Source organism: Candidatus Planktophila limnetica (assembly GCF_002288365.1).
Taxonomy (GTDB): Bacteria; Actinomycetota; Actinomycetes; order Nanopelagicales; family Nanopelagicaceae; genus Planktophila; species Planktophila limnetica.
In genome coordinates, this window is sequence record NZ_CP016782.1 from 1,115,322 (window position 1) to 1,133,355 (window position 18,034).

General features: G+C 44.3%; 20 protein-coding genes and 1 tRNA gene. 9 read left to right on the top strand and 12 right to left on the bottom strand.

Annotated features, from left to right (window positions below):
* The first annotated feature begins 9 nt into the window (after positions 1–9).
* Positions 10–768: an ATP-binding cassette domain-containing protein gene (locus PHILAsVB114_RS05870; protein ID WP_095698436.1), complete on the top strand. Its 759-nt coding sequence runs from the start codon at positions 10–12 to the stop codon at positions 766–768.
* Positions 765–1,991: a sugar ABC transporter permease gene (locus tag PHILAsVB114_RS05875; protein ID WP_095698437.1), complete on the top strand. Its 1,227-nt coding sequence runs from the start codon at positions 765–767 to the stop codon at positions 1,989–1,991. The genes PHILAsVB114_RS05870 and PHILAsVB114_RS05875 overlap by 4 nt, the downstream gene beginning before the upstream one ends.
* Here PHILAsVB114_RS05875 and xylA read toward each other — a convergent pair.
* Positions 1,988–3,145 carry a xylose isomerase gene (gene xylA / locus PHILAsVB114_RS05880; RefSeq protein WP_095698438.1) on the bottom strand — a complete coding sequence of 386 codons (1,158 nt, stop codon included), beginning with the start codon at positions 3,143–3,145 and terminating at the stop codon, positions 1,988–1,990. The two genes, PHILAsVB114_RS05875 and xylA, sit on opposite strands and share 4 nt — an antisense overlap.
* Positions 3,146–3,251: 106 nt before the next feature.
* On the opposite strand from xylA, the gene PHILAsVB114_RS05885 reads away from it, so the two are divergent.
* From PHILAsVB114_RS05885 to PHILAsVB114_RS05910, 6 genes are all read left to right on the top strand, one after another.
* Positions 3,252–3,335, top strand: a tRNA-Leu gene (locus tag PHILAsVB114_RS05885).
* A gap of 28 nt (positions 3,336–3,363) precedes the next feature.
* Complete coding sequence (locus PHILAsVB114_RS05890; RefSeq protein WP_095698439.1) at positions 3,364–4,569, top strand: MFS transporter; 1,206 nt, start codon at positions 3,364–3,366, stop codon at positions 4,567–4,569.
* A 112-nt stretch (positions 4,570–4,681) separates the two neighbouring features.
* Positions 4,682–5,995, top strand: coding sequence for a bifunctional o-acetylhomoserine/o-acetylserine sulfhydrylase (locus PHILAsVB114_RS05895; RefSeq protein WP_095698440.1), 1,314 nt, complete (start codon positions 4,682–4,684; stop codon positions 5,993–5,995).
* Positions 5,996–6,019: 24 nt separating this feature from the next.
* A complete protein-coding gene (gene trhA / locus PHILAsVB114_RS05900) occupies positions 6,020–6,664 on the top strand; it encodes a PAQR family membrane homeostasis protein TrhA (protein ID WP_095698441.1) in 645 nt (214 codons plus the stop codon).
* Between the two features lie 126 nt (positions 6,665–6,790).
* A complete protein-coding gene (locus PHILAsVB114_RS05905; protein ID WP_095698442.1) occupies positions 6,791–7,588 on the top strand; it encodes a hypothetical protein in 798 nt (265 codons plus the stop codon).
* A gap of 5 nt (positions 7,589–7,593) precedes the next feature.
* Positions 7,594–9,345, top strand: coding sequence for an acyltransferase family protein (locus PHILAsVB114_RS05910; protein ID WP_095698443.1), 1,752 nt, complete (start codon positions 7,594–7,596; stop codon positions 9,343–9,345).
* Between the two features lie 50 nt (positions 9,346–9,395).
* Here PHILAsVB114_RS05910 and PHILAsVB114_RS05915 read toward each other — a convergent pair whose 3' ends face one another.
* The 11 genes from PHILAsVB114_RS05915 to PHILAsVB114_RS05965 are packed head-to-tail and all read right to left on the bottom strand — an operon-like array spanning position 9,396 to position 17,031.
* A complete protein-coding gene (locus PHILAsVB114_RS05915; protein ID WP_095698444.1) occupies positions 9,396–10,184 on the bottom strand; it encodes a hypothetical protein in 789 nt (262 codons plus the stop codon).
* Between the two features lie 55 nt (positions 10,185–10,239).
* Positions 10,240–10,863: an RdgB/HAM1 family non-canonical purine NTP pyrophosphatase gene (gene rdgB, locus PHILAsVB114_RS05920; RefSeq protein ID WP_095698445.1), complete on the bottom strand. Its 624-nt coding sequence runs from the start codon at positions 10,861–10,863 to the stop codon at positions 10,240–10,242.
* Positions 10,860–11,585 (bottom strand): ribonuclease PH, encoded by a 726-nt coding sequence (rph, locus tag PHILAsVB114_RS05925; protein ID WP_095698446.1) that lies wholly within the window; start codon positions 11,583–11,585, stop codon positions 10,860–10,862. Before rph ends, rdgB begins: the two co-directional genes overlap by 4 nt.
* Positions 11,586–11,610: 25 nt before the next feature.
* Positions 11,611–12,405 (bottom strand): glutamate racemase, encoded by a 795-nt coding sequence (gene murI, locus PHILAsVB114_RS05930; protein ID WP_095698447.1) that lies wholly within the window; start codon positions 12,403–12,405, stop codon positions 11,611–11,613.
* A gap of 16 nt (positions 12,406–12,421) precedes the next feature.
* Positions 12,422–13,372 (bottom strand): PLP-dependent cysteine synthase family protein, encoded by a 951-nt coding sequence (locus tag PHILAsVB114_RS05935; RefSeq protein WP_095698448.1) that lies wholly within the window; start codon positions 13,370–13,372, stop codon positions 12,422–12,424.
* Positions 13,373–13,374: 2 nt separating this feature from the next.
* Entirely contained in the window at positions 13,375–13,656 is a 282-nt protein-coding gene (locus tag PHILAsVB114_RS05940; RefSeq protein ID WP_095698449.1) for a MoaD/ThiS family protein, read from the bottom strand.
* A gap of 54 nt (positions 13,657–13,710) precedes the next feature.
* Positions 13,711–14,127, bottom strand: coding sequence for a M67 family metallopeptidase (locus tag PHILAsVB114_RS05945; protein WP_095698450.1), 417 nt, complete (start codon positions 14,125–14,127; stop codon positions 13,711–13,713).
* A gap of 1 nt (position 14,128) precedes the next feature.
* Positions 14,129–14,692 (bottom strand): DUF2017 domain-containing protein, encoded by a 564-nt coding sequence (locus PHILAsVB114_RS05950; protein WP_095698451.1) that lies wholly within the window; start codon positions 14,690–14,692, stop codon positions 14,129–14,131.
* On the bottom strand, positions 14,692–14,985 hold the full coding sequence (gene clpS / locus PHILAsVB114_RS05955; RefSeq protein ID WP_095698452.1) for an ATP-dependent Clp protease adapter ClpS: 294 nt from the start codon (positions 14,983–14,985) through the stop codon (positions 14,692–14,694). The genes PHILAsVB114_RS05950 and clpS overlap by 1 nt, the downstream gene beginning before the upstream one ends.
* Positions 14,985–16,763 (bottom strand): glycosyl hydrolase family 18 protein, encoded by a 1,779-nt coding sequence (locus PHILAsVB114_RS05960; RefSeq protein WP_095698453.1) that lies wholly within the window; start codon positions 16,761–16,763, stop codon positions 14,985–14,987. Before PHILAsVB114_RS05960 ends, clpS begins: the two co-directional genes overlap by 1 nt.
* 1 nt (position 16,764) lies before the next feature.
* A complete protein-coding gene (locus tag PHILAsVB114_RS05965) occupies positions 16,765–17,031 on the bottom strand; it encodes a DUF3039 domain-containing protein (protein WP_095698454.1) in 267 nt (88 codons plus the stop codon).
* 34 nt (positions 17,032–17,065) lie between these two features.
* Here PHILAsVB114_RS05965 and argF point away from each other — a divergent pair, with 34 nt between their 5' ends.
* Complete coding sequence (gene argF / locus PHILAsVB114_RS05970; RefSeq protein WP_095698455.1) at positions 17,066–18,007, top strand: ornithine carbamoyltransferase; 942 nt, start codon at positions 17,066–17,068, stop codon at positions 18,005–18,007.
* Positions 18,008–18,034 lie beyond the last annotated feature (27 nt).

Below are 18,034 nucleotides of genomic sequence, written 5' to 3' on the forward strand. Positions count from 1 at the left end.
GAGATTGCCGTGAGTTCACCAATACTCTCGCTTCGAGGAGTCAATAAATCTTTCGGTCCTGTAAATGTTCTTAAGGGCGTGGATTTTGATACATACGCTGGAAAAGTAACGGCGCTCGTTGGCGATAATGGAGCGGGCAAGAGCACACTCATTAAATGTATTGCTGGTATCTACACACCAGAATCTGGTGACTTCCTTTTTGAAGGTAAAAAAGTTGAGATCAATGGACCACGCGATGCAACAGAACTCGGAATTGAAATTGTTTATCAAGATTTAGCTTTGTGTGACAACCTCGACATTGTTCACAATATGTTCCTTGGCCGTGAACAAAAAAAAGGCCCAGTATTAAATGAAACTTCTATGGAAGCTCTCGCTCGTAAAACACTCGATGGCTTAAGTGTTCGTACGGTTAAATCAATTCGACAGACTGTTGCATCCCTTTCAGGTGGACAACGCCAGACTGTTGCGATTGCGCGTGCTGTTTTGTGGAATAGCAAAGTAGTAATTCTTGATGAGCCAACCGCAGCCCTAGGTGTTGCACAAACTGAGCAAGTGTTAAACCTTGTTCGTCGTTTGGCAGATAACGGACTTGCAGTTGTTTTGATTAGCCACAACCTCAATGACGTATTCGAAGTCGCCGATAACATTGCTGCGCTTTACTTGGGTCAGATGGCTGCGCAAGTGGATAAGAAAGATGTAAAGCCACAACAAATTATTGAGTTAATTACTACTGGTAAATCTGCTGGAGTTTCAGGAGTGAACGCATGAGTACTGAAATCATTCACGAATCACCAACTCTTAAAGGTGCAGCAGCAGATTATTGGAGCCGCGTAAAAGCTGGTGACATCGGTGCACTTCCTGCAATTTTAGGACTTATTGCACTCTGTGGAATTTTTGGTGCGATGTCCAATGTTTTCCTTACCCCAGGCAACTTTGCAAATCTTCTGACTCAAGCAGCGGCAGTAATTGTGATCGCTATGGGACTAGTTTTCGTATTGCTCCTTGGCGAAATTGATTTATCTGCTGGTTATGCAGCTGGTGTATCAGGTGCTGTACTCGTAATTCTTATTACTAATCATCAAGTCGCGTGGTACATCGCATTTCCGATCAGTATCGTCGTCGGTGGCCTCCTTGGGTTTATTCTTGGTTCACTAGTCGCGCGCATCGGAATTCCATCATTCGTCGTAACCCTGGCTGCATTCTTAGCATTCCAGGGATTGCTGCTACTTCTAGCTGGCGAAGGCGGAACAATTCGCATCGAAGATAAGACAATTCTTGCAGTTGAAAATAGCAATCTTTCTCCCCTGCTCAGTTGGGTTTTCTTCATTGTTGTAGCAGTTGCATATGTCGCCACAGGACTTAATCGTTTAAATACACGACGTCGTGCGGGGCTAAAAACTGAACTTGTAAAACTCTGGGTAATCAAAACAGCAAGCCTTCTCATCATTACAGGCGGCGCTGTCTTTGCACTCAATGTTGAGCGCAGCAACAATCCAGATCTCGTCAGTCTTAAGGGAATTCCATATGTAGTTCCACTCATTCTTTTCTTACTTGCAGTCGGAACTTTTGTTCTTGGTCGCACAGCATTTGGGCGTCATATTTATGCAGTCGGTGGCAATGCAGAAGCTGCGCGTCGCGCAGGTATTAACGTTAAGCAAGTACGTATCGCAGCATTTGTTATCTGTAGTTCTTTGGCTGCTGTTGCTGGCATGATTTTTGCTTCTCGCCAAAACTCAATCTCTCCAACAACAGGTGGCAGTTCAACGCTTCTCTATGCAGTAGGCGCCGCAGTTATTGGCGGTACCTCGCTATTTGGTGGAAAAGGAAAGATGCGAGACGCCATCCTTGGCGGTCTTGTAGTTGCTGTTATTGATAATGGCATGGGCCTTTTAGGCTATGCCGCAGGTATCAAGTTCATTGTTACTGGACTTGTGTTATTAGTTTCCGCTGGCGTTGACGCAGTATCTCGCCGCGGAAGTTCAGTTAGTTAGAGCTCAACTCCCATTAAATGCTCTAGCGCTAACTGATCAATAACTTCGTATCCATAACCACGCTTACCAGCTGCATCAACATCGAAGGAATCCTTTGCTAGGTCCTTCCATGTTTCACCGCTTGCAAGTGTTGGTTCCATAAGTCCTGGAATGTTTGATTCCTTCATTGCAGCAATTACGCGTGGATCTTTTCTAAATGCTGCTGCGCGCTCTTTAAGAATCAAATAGGTGCGCATATTCGATGATGCCGATGCCCACACACCCTTGTCATCTTCTGTGCGCGCAGGTTTGTAATCAAAGTGCTTAGGTCCGCTGTATTGGTAGCGCTCAAGCAAATCAACTAAGAAGAATGCAGATTTTAGATCTCCGTGACCAAAGACAAGATCTTGATCGTATTTTGGACCGTGTTGGCCATTGAGGTCGATGTGGAATAACTTCTTGTGCCATAGAGCTTGGGCAATGCCGTGCACAAAGTTAAGGCCAGCCATTTGTTCGTGCCCAACTTCTGGATTAACGCCAACCATTTCTGGGTAATCAAGTTCGTTGATAAATGCGAGTGCGTGACCAATTGTTGGCAAGAAGATATCACCACGTGGTTCATTTGGTTTTGGCTCAAGTGCAAACTTGATGTTAAAGCCATTATCTTTTACGAATTGCCCAAGGGTATTAAAGGCTTCACGGAAGCGATCGAGTGCGACATATCCATCTTTTGCTCCATCGGATTCGGCGCCTTCGCGTCCACCCCATGCAACATAAATTTCGGCACCAAGTTCTGCAGCTAATTCGATGTTCTTCATTGTTTTGCGTAGTGCGTAACGGCGAATATCTTTATCGTTGCTTGTAAAGGCACCATCTTTAAAGACTGGATGTGTAAATAGATTCGTTGTCGCCATTGGAACTTTCATTCCAGTTTCATCGAGTGCTTTCTTAAAGCGATCGATGTGCTTGCGACGTTCGCCTTCATCACTGCCAAATGGAATTAAGTCATCATCATGGAAAGTCACACCATGTGCACCGCGTGCTGCTAGTTCTTTAACTGAACGAACTGGATCAAGTGCATCACGAGTTGCATCACCAAAGGGATCGCGTGCTTGCCAGCCAACAGTCCAGAGACCGAAAGTGAACTTATCTGCTGGTTTTGGATCAAATGACATGGTCGAACCCTTCGTAAGATTTAGCCGTTTTGGCAACAGGGCGAACTTACCTCTAACCTTGGCCATATTCCACAGGCATTAATCACAATGTCAGTGGCACTCTTTTGCGGGAGTGGTGAAATGGCAGACACGCAGGTCTTAGGAACCTGTGTCTTCGGACGTGCGGGTTCAAGTCCCGCCTCCCGCACCATCAAGATGTAGATAAAGAGGTTCGCTAGGTGTTACAAGAACTTCGAGCTCTCAGATCACATAAGGGATTTATTCCACTAGTTGGCTCTCGATTTATTTCCAATGTGGGCAATGGACTTTCTCCCATTGCGTTGGCCTATGGAGTTTTAAGTATTCCAGGTGCTGATGGAAAAGATCTCAGCATTGTTATGGCCGCACGTTTTGTTCCAATGGTTGCCTTGATGTTACTTGGTGGTGTTGTTGGAGATCGTTACAAACGAAATCGCGTTGTTGGCGGAGCAGATATTATCGGTAGCGTTTTTGTTGCAATTAGTGCAATTTCATTTATCGGTCACTTCCCTTCTGTCTGGTTATTAGCTCTTATGGGAGCAATTTTTGGAGTGCTAAATGCGCTCTGGTGGCCGGCAATGGTTGGTGTACTTCCTGAAATTTTGCCTAAAGAAAAACTAAAAGATGGTAATGCCATCGTGGCTTTATCTAACAATATTGGCTTTGTAGTCGGTGCACTGCTGGGCGGAACTCTCGTAACGTTGTATGGATCTGGTTGGGCTTTGTTAATTGATGCAATATCTTTTTTGATTGCTGGAATCCTTGTGTGGAATTTAGATTTACCGCCCATGCCTGATCGAGAAGATAACTCAGTAATTCACGACCTGCGTATTGGATGGCATGAATTCATTGCTCGTCCATGGGTCATTGCAATTGTCTGTTCATTTGCTGTCATCAATATGTGCTTCGAATCTATTTGGCAGGTTTTAGGTCCTTTGGCATATGACCAAGGCGATAACGGTCCTCGTAATTGGTCGCTCAATCTTGCAGCAGTAACTGCTGGAATGATCTGCGGAAGTGCGATTGCGCTGAAAGTTAAATTTAAACGTCCATTAGCAACATCAATGGTTTTCATTGCAATTTCTTCGGTGTGGAACTTTGCAATTGCTAGTTCGCAACCACTTGTCATCACGATGTTATGTGGCGCTGTTTCCGGAGTTGCAATCGATATCTTCATGGTTCAGTGGAACACTGCAATGCAATCGCATATTCCAGAGGAGTCATACTCGCGTGTTGCCGCCTATGACGCATTAGGTTCTTTCGGTATTGCACCAATTGGTGTGGCATTTGCAGGACCTGCTGCTGCCTACTTTGGAATTACAGCAACGCTCTGGGCTACAGGAATACTCACATTTGTCGCGGCCCTTGCATCACTGAGTGTGAAATCTCTTCGTACTCTTAAGTAGATTTTGTTGCGAGTAACTTGCAAGAACTAATCACTCGTTAGAACTTTCTTCTACTTTTTGTTACGTTCTCCTCCTGAGTAAATCACTCACTACAACAAGGAGGTAGCACCTAATGTCAGATAAGAAATGGTCATTTGAGACTTTACAAATTCATGCTGGTCAAACAGCTGATCCGACAACTGGTGCACGCGCTCTTCCTTTGTATCAAACAACTGCGTATCAATTTAGAGATACACAGCATGCAGCTAATCTCTTTGGTTTAGCGGAACTAGGAAATATTTATACACGCATCATGAATCCAACTCAGGATGCAGTTGAACAACGCTTGGCCGCACTTGAAGGTGGAGTTGCAGCGCTTCTTGTTGCATCTGGATCTGCTGCAACAACATATTCAGTTCTAAACGTTGCTGAAGCGGGCGACCACATTGTTTCAAGTCCAAGTTTGTATGGCGGAACTTATAACTTGTTTCATTACACACTTCCAAAATTCGGTATCGAAGTAACTTTCGTTGAAGATCCCGATGACCTTGATTCATGGCGTAAAGCTGTACGTCCAAATACAAAAGCATTCTTCGGTGAAACTATCGCTAATCCAAAAAATGACATCTTGGATATTGAAGGTGTTGCAAAAGTTGCTCATGAAGCAGGCGTTCCATTAATCGTCGATAACACTGTTGCAACTCCATACGTAATCAAGCCAATCGAATATGGCGCCGATGTCGTTGTTCACTCAGCAACTAAGTTCTTATCTGGTCACGGTAATGCTGTTGTGGGAGCGATTATTGATTCTGGAAACTTTGACTATGCAAAATATCCAACAAAATTTAAGGGTTTCAACGAACCAGACCCAAGTTATCACGGACTTGTTTTCGCTCAAGCTCTTGGAGTCGGTTCAGCATTTGGTGCAAACCTTGCTTATATCTTCAAGATTCGTCTGCAATTACTTCGTGATATCGGAGCAGCAGTTTCTCCATTTAACGCATGGTTACTTGCGCAAGGTTTAGAAACTCTAAGCCTTCGTATGGAACGTCACTTAGAAAATGCAAAAGCAGTGTCAGAGTGGCTATCAAAGCATCCAAGTGTTGAAAAAGTTAACTATGCATCATTGCCTAATTCACAATGGAATAAACTTGCTAAGAAATATGCACCGAAAGGATCTGGCGCTGTTCTTTCTTTTGAACTCAAAGGTGGCATAGAAGCCGGAAAGAAGTTTGTGGAGTCCCTCAAACTCTTTAGCCATGTTGCAAATATTGGAGATGTTCGTTCGTTGGTTATTCATCCAGCAACTACAACACACTCTCAATTGAGCCCTGAAGAACAACTTACTGCGGGCGTAACACCAGGTTTAGTTCGTTTGAGCCTAGGTCTTGAAAACATTGAAGATATTAAGGCTGACTTAGAGGATGGTTTTAACGCTTCTAAATAAATGAGTTAGGCATAGGCTTATCTCATGACAACGCAGGTGCCAGCACCACCAAAGCTTCGAGGGTGGTTTCACCTTGGTGCTACACCTGCGGTAATAATCGCATCCCTTGTCTTATTTATTCTAAGCAAGTCATCTCTTAAGTTATCTGTTGCACTGTATTCAATAACTGCAATCATGTTATTTAGTGTTTCAGCGATTTACCACCGCGTTCCATGGTCACCTGCAAAGAAGGTTATGTGGCGTCGTTGGGATCACGCCAATATTAATTTGCTAATTGCCGGTTCCTACACGCCTTTTGCTGTTGCACTTCTTGAAGGTCGCGATCGCCTAACTCTTCTTATTGTTGTCTGGGTTGGCGCTCTTGCCGGAGTTGCACTGCGTGTGTTTTGGGTTGGCGCGCCTCGTTGGTTATATGTTGCTAATTATTTATTACTCGGTTGGGTTGCAGTTATTTACACACCACAGCTCTATAGAGAAGGCGGTCTCTGGGTATTGCTTCCAATATTAATTGGTGGACTTTTTTATTCTGTGGGAGCAATTTTTTACGCCTTGAAAAAGCCGGGCCGTTATGCAAAATATTTTGGCTTTCATGAGCTCTTTCACATCTTCGTTTTAGCGGCCTGGATTTCTCAGTACGTCGCCGTTTCCATGGCCATTTACCGCGATTAACACCGGCCTCACTACTCGGACTAACCCCCGTACCCCACACAGGGACTTTTGCCGATGGCCCTTACTGCTCTAATCTAAAGCCCCTAGAGAACCTCTAGAAATTATCCGTCGGCAGCAAGGAAAATGATGAGCGAGAAGAAGAGTTTCCTTAATTGGGTTGGCTTCACAGGTGAAGAACAAACCACTCCTGGTTCTGTTGACCGTATTCGCGAACTTGAAACACAACTTGCTGATCTTCGCTCACGCCGCGACATCACTTCATTAAGCAAAGAAGAGTTTGAAATTCTTGCAACTGAAACTGCAATGTCAATGATCAAATCGGCGCAGCTACGTGAAGCTCGCGCGCAAGCCGCTTCTGATCGCCTTGTTAATGAAACATCACGTGCTGCCAAAGATGCACTGGAAGCTGCGCAGAACAAAGCAGCCTCAATGCTCTCAGGTGCTGAATCTCGCGGCCGCAAATATATTCAAGCTGCAGAATCAGAAGCTCAAGAGATGATTGCAAATGCAGAAGATGCAGCAGATCGCGCTATGGAAGATAAGAAGCGCGAAGTTGCAGCGTTGGCACAAGCTGCACGCCGTGAAGGTGAGCGTATTATTTCTGGTGCAACTGTTGAAGTAACAAATTACCGACATTGGCTATCTGGTGTTATCTCAGAAGCTGAACGTTTATACAAAATTCAAACTCAATCACTTGATGCTGCAGAGGGTGCGATTCATCAATCCCGTACACGTCTGGAAAGCGCATTTAATCGTTTAGAACAACTTCAAAAGAGTGTTCTTGAAAACCTTAATCCTGATGACACCATCATCAACCGCGGCCCTATTCGCGTTGAGAGCCAACGGACTAAGAGAGCACTTAATGCACCAAAGGGTAAGTCGACCAAAAAGGTTGCAAAGAAGAGTTCTGCAAAGCGTAAGTAATCTCAATGTCTGCACAGCGCGGAATTAGATACATCCCTGCAATCGATGGCTTGCGAGCTGTCGCAGTAATTGCGGTAATGCTCTATCACTTAGGTGTTCCTTGGATTCCTGGTGGTTTCCTTGGAGTCGATCTTTTCTTTGTTATTTCTGGATACGTAATCACACGTTTGCTCTTGGATTCAATTCAACGTAGCGGTGGATTAGATCTACGTGCGTTCTATAAATCTCGACTTCGCAGATTACTTCCACCATTAGTTTTCATGATTGTTACTACTACGTTATTTATCGGCGTGTGGGCGCCAGATACAATTAAAAGACTTCTCACCGATACTCCGTTTTCTCTCATGGGAGTCATGAATTGGTGGCTTGTATTTAGACAAGCAGATTATTTCGAAGCAATTGGGCGACCACCACTTTTGCAGCACACATGGTCACTCGGCGTTGAAGCACAGTTCTATCTGGTGTGGCCACTTATTTTGCTTCTCGTGCTTCGTCAATTGGGAAGAAAAATCATTCCCGCCGCAGCCCTAATTATTGCGATTGGATCAGGTGTTGCACTGTTCTTGGTTTCATTAAGTGTTGATTCAAGCTCTTCACAGAGCATAAGTCACGTTTACTTCGGAACAGATACTCACAGCATTGGTTTATTTCTGGGCGCAGCATTAGCCGTTAACTGGATTCCACAAAATCTTAAGGTTGATATTGCCAAGCGAGCACAAGATGTCATCGATGGAATTGGTGTATTTGGTTTTCTGGGGATTCTTGCTTGTTTCTTATTCATTGAACAGGGAAATCCAACTCTCTACAAAATTGCCTTTCCATTGGCTGGAATATTTGGATGCGCGATCATCATGTCTGTTGTTCATCCTGCTTCACGATTTGCACCCCTCTTGCAAGGAAAAGCGATTCTGTGGATTGGTGAGCGCTCATATGCGATCTATTTATGGCATTGGATTATCTTTCAAGTAACGCGTCCCAGCGTTGATCTAGCCGGTGCGAGCTGGGCTCTCTATGCACTTCGAATTCTTATTGTTTTCGCCTTAGCTGACATCTCACTTCGTTGGGTTGAATTGCCCTTTAGAAATGGCTACATCGAGTCATGGTTTAGAGGTATGAAATATCGAACAAAGAAAGTGCGTGTGCGTCAGCAAACTACATTGGCGTTATCAATTATTTCCGTATTGGCTGCTACATCTCTCGTGAGTGCAAATGCAATTGCAATCAGTGAGCGAAATCTTGCTAAATTGAAGTTGGAGATAACTTCTGAAGCGCAAGTGCAAACGCAAATAACTAATCCTTCTGAAGGTCTTTGGGTGGCAGGAGATTCGGTAATCCTTGGTATTCGAAATGAATTATCAAATCGACGACAGGTTGGATTGATAAATGCCCATGTGGGTCGTCAGGCACCGGAATTAATAGAGGTTCTAAACAAAGATAAAGCTCGAATGCTCGGTGCGCCAATTATTGTCAATATGGGAAATAACAATCGGCTAGGTGAAAGTGAAGTTGTTTCAATATTTGAAGCAATAAAGGATCAACCTCAAATTATTGTTATTAACACTGCAGTGCCGAGAGGTTGGAAGGATGAGAATAATTCCTTGATTCAACAAGTCGCATCTCGGTATCAGAATGTGAAAATTGTTGATTGGAACGCTATTTCACAGGGGCATCCAGAATACTTCGCACCCGATGGTGTGCACTTAGTGCCAACTGGCATAAGTGTTTATGTGGATGCGATTGTGTCTGAGTTAGAGTAAATCAAATAAAAAAGCCCCCGCGAAATGCGAGGGCTTTTTAATGTAAAGATTTACTCGTATTGACCTGCAAGTCCGAAGATCTTTGCAGAAGCAGTTTGTCCATCTGCATAAACACTCGATACTCTAAATTGTGTCCAGCTATCTGAACTTGAAAGCATTACAGAGTGAGTTAATTCAGTTGGACCTGTTGTTGCTACAACTGCCCATTCTCCGCCTGCTGGCTTGAGTTCAACATTAAATCCTGTAAGTCCCTCTGTTGCCATTGGAGCTTTCCAGCGAAGATTCATTCCATCTGCTGAACGAAGTGCAACGAATGAAGTTGGTGCTTCGACAGTTCCAACTGGTTCTGCAGGAGTTGTTGGCTCTTCAGTCATAGTTGGTTCATCAGTCATTGTGGCTGTAGCTGATGGTGTTGTAGGAGCTGCAGCATCATCGCCTTCTGTTCCTGACTTTGACCATACAAGAATTGCAAGAAGAACGATTCCTACGACAACGATTGTTACAACGCGATTTGATGCACCTTGCTTTGGTTTGTTATCAAATGAAACAGACTTAGCTGCATTGCGTGGTGCTGGTGCAGTCGATACATCAACGCGACCACGTGCGCTACCAACTGGAACAGCTGGTACTACTAGGCGATCAACTGATGTTGCACGACGAGAAGATTTCTTTGTTGTCTTACGAGCTGCAGACTTTTTTGCGCTCTTCTTTACTGCAGATTTACGAGCGGTGCTCTTCTTCGCAACTTTCTTTACAACTCTCTTTGAAGTTGACTTACGGGCAACAGATTTTTTGGCGCTCTTCTTTGCTGACTTCTTAGCGGTTTTCTTGACAGCCACATGCACTCCTTGGGTAGCGGTACGTACTTACTTCACGCACTCGGATAAGAGAAGTTTACCCCAGCGAGGTCAGCAAACTGATTACGTGAGGTGCTATTGCACGGAGTGATTTACCGCGATGGCTTATCAAATCCTTCTCGTCCGCGCTCATTTGCGCACTTGAGATTGCTAACCCGTGTGGTCTAAATAGGGGGTCGTACCCAAATCCATGATCTCCAATTGGGGCAAAGAGAATGGATCCTTCGAAGATTTCTTCGGTAACGTGCTCTCTTCCATCAGGAAGTACGAGTGCCGCAGCGCAGGTGAAATGCGCACCGCGTTTTTCTTCGGGGATGCTCTCTAATTCTTTTAACAGCTTTGCGTTGTTGGCTCTGTCATCTCCATGAACTCCTGCATACCTGGCAGAAAATAATCCGGGGGCACCACCTAGAGCATCCACACATAAACCACTGTCATCTGCAATTGCTGGTAATCCCGTTTCTTTACAGACGCTTCGTGCTTTTAGTAATGCGTTTTCTTTAAAAGTACTTCCAGTTTCTTCAACTTCAGTTGTGTGTGAAAACTCTTCAAGTCCTACGAGATTTATTGTGCCCTGAGAAATTGAGTCAAGAATTCTTCGAAATTCTCGGATCTTGCCTTGGTTGCGAGTTGCTAAAACTAAAGTAACTGGCGCGCTCATTTGGCTAGAACTGAACTCTGCATTCTTGCTAAATCTTTGCAACCACCAACTGCAAGATCTAATAACTGATCTAAGAGTGCGCGATCAAATGGAACACCTTCGGCAGTTCCTTGAACTTCAATGAAGCGACCATCTCCACTACACACAACATTCATGTCAGTATCAGCGCGAACATCTTCTTCATAGCAAAGATCGAGCATTGGAACACCATCGATAATGCCAACGCTTACGGCAGCAACGGAATCTGCAAGTGGTTTTGAATTTGCTTTGATGTGACCCTCTTTTTTAGCCCACGCAATAGCATCTGCTAAAGCAACGTATGCACCAGTAATTGCGGCTGTGCGCGTTCCACCATCTGCTTGCAAGACATCACAGTCAATAACAATTGTGTTTTCGCCAAGTTCTTTTGTGTCAACGATTGCTCGAAGCGAACGACCAACTAAACGTGAAATTTCTTGAGTACGTCCACCTAATTTACCTTTGACGCTTTCGCGATCAGATCGGGTATGAGTTGCACGTGGAAGCATGGCGTATTCAGAAGTGACCCATCCTGTGCCTGAATCTTTTAACCAACGTGGAACGCCAGGAGAAAATGATGCAACGCAAAGAACTCTTGTCTTGCCGAACTCAACGAGAACAGAACCTTCGGCATGATCTAGCCAGCCTCGCGTAAATTTAATTTCACGGAGTTGATCATTTGTGCGTCCATCATTGCGTGACATGTATTTCTCCGTTTAGTTAAGTGGTTTATAGGCTTTGGTGTTCAACTCGGCCAACTTCTGGGCCGAGAAATCTACGAGCAAGTGATTCAAATGCTTTTGCATCACCCGTTGCCAGGAATCGATGCTCAGCGCTCTTTGCACTTGAGTGCAGTAAATCATTTTCAACTAGTACGCGATATAGATCTTTTGCGGTTTCTTCCGCACTTGAAACCAAAGAAACCGAATTGCCTACAACGTATGAAATCACACCTGTTAACAATGGATAGTGCGTGCAGCCAAGAACTAAGGTATCGATATCAGCATCAATGACGGGTTTGAGATATTTGCGGGCAATGTCTGTGATTTCTGGCCCAGATGTTTCTCCACGTTCAACAAATTCGACAAATAATGGGCATGGTACTGAAGTGATACTTAAATTTGGCGCAGCTGCAAATGCATCCATATACGCTTTTGAATCAATAGTTGCTTGTGTACCAATTACGCCAATTTTTCCTGATCTGGTTGCAGCAACTGCTCTGCGAACTGCAGGTTGAATTACTTCAATAACTGGTATTGAGTATCGCTCGCGTGCATCACGCAACATTGCAGCACTTGCTGTGTTGCATGCGATGACAAGTGCTTTGACACCTTGATCGACTAAGAAATCCAGAGTTTCTAAAGCGAACTCTCGAACTTGTGCCAATGGGCGTGGACCATAGGGTCCGCGGGCTGTATCGCCAATATAAAGAGTTGATTCATTTGGAAGTTGATCAAGAATTGCACGTGCAACGGTTAAACCGCCAACGCCGGAATCAAATATTCCAATAGGTGCATCACTCACACTGTGAAGTCTACCGCTATGCCCACAATTGATTATCGAGTGCTTCTGATGCGCTCACGTGATCAGCACTATAAACACCAGTAGAGAGGTATTTCCAACCAGCATCGCAGACAATAAATGCGATGTCTGCACTCTTGCCATCGCGTATAGCTTCGGCCCCCATGGCAAGGGCTGCATGAAGAATTGCACCTGTAGAAATACCAGAAAATATTCCTTCTACTTCTAGTAACTCGCGAACGCGACGAACTGAGTCTTCTGCGCCAACAGAGAAGCGGCGAGTTAGAACTGAAGCATCGTAGAGTTCTGGAACAAAGCCTTCATCAATATTTCGGAGTCCATAAACAACTTCGCCATAACGTGGTTCGGCTGCAATTATCTGTACATCCGGTTTTTGTTCACGTAAATATCTTCCTGCACCCATTAGCGTTCCTGTTGTTCCTAAACCAGCTACGAAGTGTGTAATCGTCGGTAGATCTGCAAATATTTCAGGACCAGTGCCTTGATAGTGAGCAAGTGTGTTTGCCGGATTTCCATACTGATACATAAAAACCCACTCAGGATTTTTTGCGGCTAATTCTTTTGCAACCCGCACAGCTTCATTTGAACCACCTGCTGCAGGTGAAAAGATAATTTTTGCGCCCCACATTTCAAGTAATTGTCGGCGCTCAATCGATGTGTTCTCAGGCATTACACAAATTAATTTATAGCCTCGCGTCTTTGCAACCATCGCTAGTGAAATTCCAGTATTGCCACTAGTTGGTTCAAGAATTGTTGCACCTGGTTTGAGAGAGCCCTCTGCTTCGGCTTTTTCAATCATTGCCAAGGCTGCACGATCTTTAATTGAACCCGTTGGATTGCGATCTTCCATCTTTGCCCACAAACGAACATTTGGAGCCGGAGAAAGTTTTGGTAAACCAATAAGTGGAGTGTGGCCTACAGAACTTTCTAGAGAATCAAAGCGTGCCACTGTTAGCCACCTGCAACAGCAGGCAGAACAGTAATTGAATCACCTGATTTAAGCGCCGCATCTAAGCCACCAAGAAAGCGAACATCTTCATCGTTGACATAAATGTTAATAAAGCGTCGCAACGCACCATCTTCTAAAAGGCGTTCAGCTAAGCCTGGATATTGACGATCAAGATCTGAGATTAAGGATTTTAAATCTGCGCCGTCAGCAGAAACGACTTTTGCATCCTTTGTGTATGGACGCAAAATTGTTGGAATTCGAACTTCAATTGCTGCTGTAGTCATGTGCTTATTATTGCTAATGCACGCCGCTTTCGCCAATTCACGAAAAGACGTGAGTTAATCCAGGATTGTTACGGGTTCTTCTGTGACCGTGCCATCGATAATTCGATACGAGCGAAATTCAGTCGCAGGTGCAATCTCCTCGCGTGTAGAAACTAGTACGTAGTGCGCGCCCGGTTCGCCTGCGTAGGCAATATCGGTACGTGATGGATACGCCTCTGTTTCTGTATGAGAGTGATAGATAACAACTATTTCCTCATCATTGTCATCAACTTCGCGATAAAGAGCGAGCAAATCTTTTGGATCAAACTCATAAAAAGTTGGCGAGTGTGCTGCGTTAATCATGGGCTTTAAACGCATGGGTGTATCGGCGCCAAGTGAACCGAGAATGACGCCACATGCTTCATCAGGATATTCAGCGCGTGCTTGTTCAAGAATTTGATTAACCATTGCACGCGAAATTGTTAATGACATGTCAGGATTCTAATCCATCCATGAGTGCTTGAAGTAAATTACCTTGCAGCCAGCCGAGCCAACTATAAACACCGTACACACCACGCATTGGGTCATCAGGTGCCAATAGCTCAAGTTCTTCGTGGGTATTTTTCTCAACATTAAGGCGCACACCAAGTGCGAGCCGAATGTCATTTATGCCACCGAGCCAGGCATTTGCTAGATCGTGATTGAGTTCGATGCTTCCATCTTCACTGCTCATGAGCATCGTGCGAATAGACATGGCGTGTGCTTGTTTTTTTGTTCGCAATACTGATTCGGTATATCGACGAAATTCAGATGCGTCCACCCCATCTGCATAAGCATTTGGCAAAAGGCGAAGTAAAACCTCATCATCCGGTGGTGAATCATGAAAAGTTATTCCGACCATTGCAGCCAAAGGGTCCTGATCATTGTGATCTACGCGTTCGGCGAGTAACTCAATAATTTGTTGCGAAAGATTTATGAGAACTTCTTTTTCAGAATCTGAAAATTGTGCAACGAATAACTCTTCACCGTGGCGAGTAAATCCGTGGCTCTCCTTCATTAGCCTTGATCTCCGCGTTGCAGTGTTGCCCATAAACCATATTCGTGAAGTCTTGCGACATCGTGTTCCATCTCTTCACGAGTGCCTTCTGAAACAACGGCTTTACCTTCTGTGTGTACCTTCATCATTAATTCTGTTGCGCGCTCACGTGAATAACTAAATAGCTCCATAAATACATAAGTTACGTAATCCATCAGATTTACAGGGTCATCCCAAACAATTGCGACCCATGGTCGATCAGAAGAAAAAATCGCATTAATCTCTTCTTCAATCTTTGATTTGATTTTGACCACTATCTGATCACCACCGTAAATACTTCTGAATCTGCTTGATTCCATAACGAATCTTGCGCAACGCCCACTTTGTACTTACCAAAGCCTTTTTGTGCAGTAGTTGTAGAGAAAGTAAATGCTCCATTTATATCTGTAATTACTGGGGTGCCTACTGGAGTCCACTTACCGGCTCGCTGTTGCAACAACTGAACTGCTACGCCATTTTGTCGTGGTGATAATGCTCCAGTTATTTCAAATGCTTGTAAACGCAGTGCAGATACTGGAGCAGTTACTGATATGCGACGAGTGATAACAACGGCTATTTCTGGAGAAATAGATTCAAGGCGTTCCCATGTTCCTTCTGTACGTGCACGAAGTGAAGTGCTCTTGGAAAGTAGCAGTGGCACCTGAATTGCGCCATCTATTCCAGTTGTACTAGTTGCAATTTCTCGCCACTGTGTTTCATTTGCAGATTTAGATTCAATTCGTACTAACAAATTATTAATTGGTAATTTGTCCGGTAATTGAAAGAGCGCTTTAAGCCCAACGATGGATCCAAATTCAACAGATGTGGCAACTTCTGTATTTGAGCTATTCAAAGAAATCGAACTAACCACTTGATCTGGTGCGATAGCAAGGGCAGCATCTCTAATGGCTTGTGAGCCTGCCATATCTTCCATTCCGAATGTCCACTGCGCTACACCACCGAGTCTGTATTTAGAGACAAATCCAATTCGTGAAGTAAAGCTTCGTGCATCTTGATACCAAGCTGTTCGGGTTGCTGTACACGTTGTCGCTAATCCTGCGGCTGTGAGTCCGCTATACACCTTGTTATATGTGAAATTAACTTCTCCCAGTACTTCATCATATGTTGGAATTACGCCATAACCTTGCGCAAGAGCCGCAGCATCTCGCAACACAAAGGTTGCAGCTTTTGCGCCAACTTTTACAACGTTGGCAACTTCAACCGGACATGTACCTTCGACTTTAGTAACCCAATCTCGACCATAACCTGGAATTCCAACGTATACCTTTGAAGCAGGCATCACTGAAATTGCATATTTAATTGTTCTTTCAGTCCATGCAAGTGGGCCAAGTGGGCCAGGCTTTGAAACCGAAAAGTCATAGGTCATTATTCGTAGGCGATCGATGTACGGAGCAATTTCTGCCCAGGCATAAACAAAATAACCTTTTTGTGCTCCTGATGGATCATAAAGATATGGAGTAGATACAGATAACAATTTATTTTTTGATTTTAGGACACCGCTAAGTTCTTTTACAAATGCAACCCAATGTGGCTTAGTTGAACTCCACGTTGTGTTTTTGTCAACAAATGCGAAGCCTTCAAAGTCTAAATCAATTCCATCGTAGTTATACTTCATCACGAGTTCCACGATTGCATTAACAACTTGAGTTCTAGAAACTGGGTTAGCAAGTAGTTTTGATAAAACTAATTCACTTGTTCCATCAGTTATCGTCGGAATAATCGTAAATCCAGCGCTGCGCAATGTTGCAAGCGGTCTATCAATTGGAACACTTGGATTAGCTGGGGCGTATAAGTCTGTAACAACTGGAAGTTTCTTTGCCCCGTTATATTTCAAGGTGTACCAAAATGGCATTACTTCACGGATGATATCCGCGTTCGCAACAACGGCTGGCAGAGATCTGCTCATTGAGTAATAAGGAATCCAACCCGTCAAAACTTTGCGAGGCTGTGTATTCGCGCTCACTTGTGGTACAAAGGCGACCATGTTTGTTATTACTAAAAGTATTGCGAGAAATGGTCTCAGTTTTTTCATATCACTTTTCTTCAGGCGCTTCACGCAATCCATCATGAATCTCTTTGCACGCCGGGCAAATTGGATATTTTTCAGGATCGCGTGAAGGAATCCATTTTTTACCACACAGTGCTTTCACAGCTTTTCCAGTCACGGCAGATTCAACAATTTTCTCTTTTTTCACAAAATGTGAAAACCGATCATGACCGCCATCATCTTCTTCTAATTCGGGGCGTGTCAGCAGATCTGTGTCGGTTGCGGTATCGCTTCCGCGTCTGAAAATACCCATGAGCACACCTTACCGTGAGGGTAGAATTGATTGGATGAAGGACTTATTGCGCACAGAACATTTAACTCGTGACGACGTTGAGTTGTTGCTAGATACTGCTGCACAATTTGCTGCCGAACCACTTCGCTCTAAAGATGCATTAGCCCATAAGAGTGTGGCGATCTATATGACCAAGCCATCTACTCGTACGAGATTGGCCTCACAAACCGCAGTTGCACACTTAGGCGGTTCACCAATTGTTTTGCGTGGTGAAGATCTACAACTTGGTCGCGGCGAATCAATTGCAGATACTGCAAAAATCTTTAGTGGATATTGCGATGCGCTTATCGTGAGAACTTTTGCTCAATCAGATGTTGATGAACTCGGAAAATATGCATCGATTCCAGTTATTAATGCTTTGACTGATGATGATCATCCAACACAATTGTTGGCAGACTGGCTGACGATTCGTGAAACTTTTGGTAAAGATGTTTCCGGACGTAAATTTGTTTATCTTGGTGATGGAAACAACATGGCTCATTCTTGGCTCATCATGGGCGCAATCATGGGTGCTCACGTAGTCGCAGCAACTCCTGAAGGCAAGTGGGCACCGAGTGCGCAAGCAATCGCTACTGCAAAAAATATTGCAGCAAAGAGTGGTGCAACGATTGAGGTAACACACGATGCGCAAAGCGCTGCAAAAGATGCAAGTGTTTTGTATACCGATGTGTGGATGTCTATGGGTGATCCAGAATCAGAAAAAGCCGAAAAGATTAGAGCGCTGGCACCATTTGCGATAACAGATGAATTAATGTCAAAGACTTCTAAGGACTCGATTTTTATGCACTGTCTTCCCGCGCATCGCGGTGAAGAAGTTATGGCATCGGTCATCGACGGACCGAAATCTGTCATCTGGCGTGAAGCATTTCACAGACGAACCACTATTCAATCCCTGTTGTTTCACTTAACAAGAGGTGAACTTAAGGGTTCTATCTAGCCACTCGGCACAAAAAGTATTAGGTTT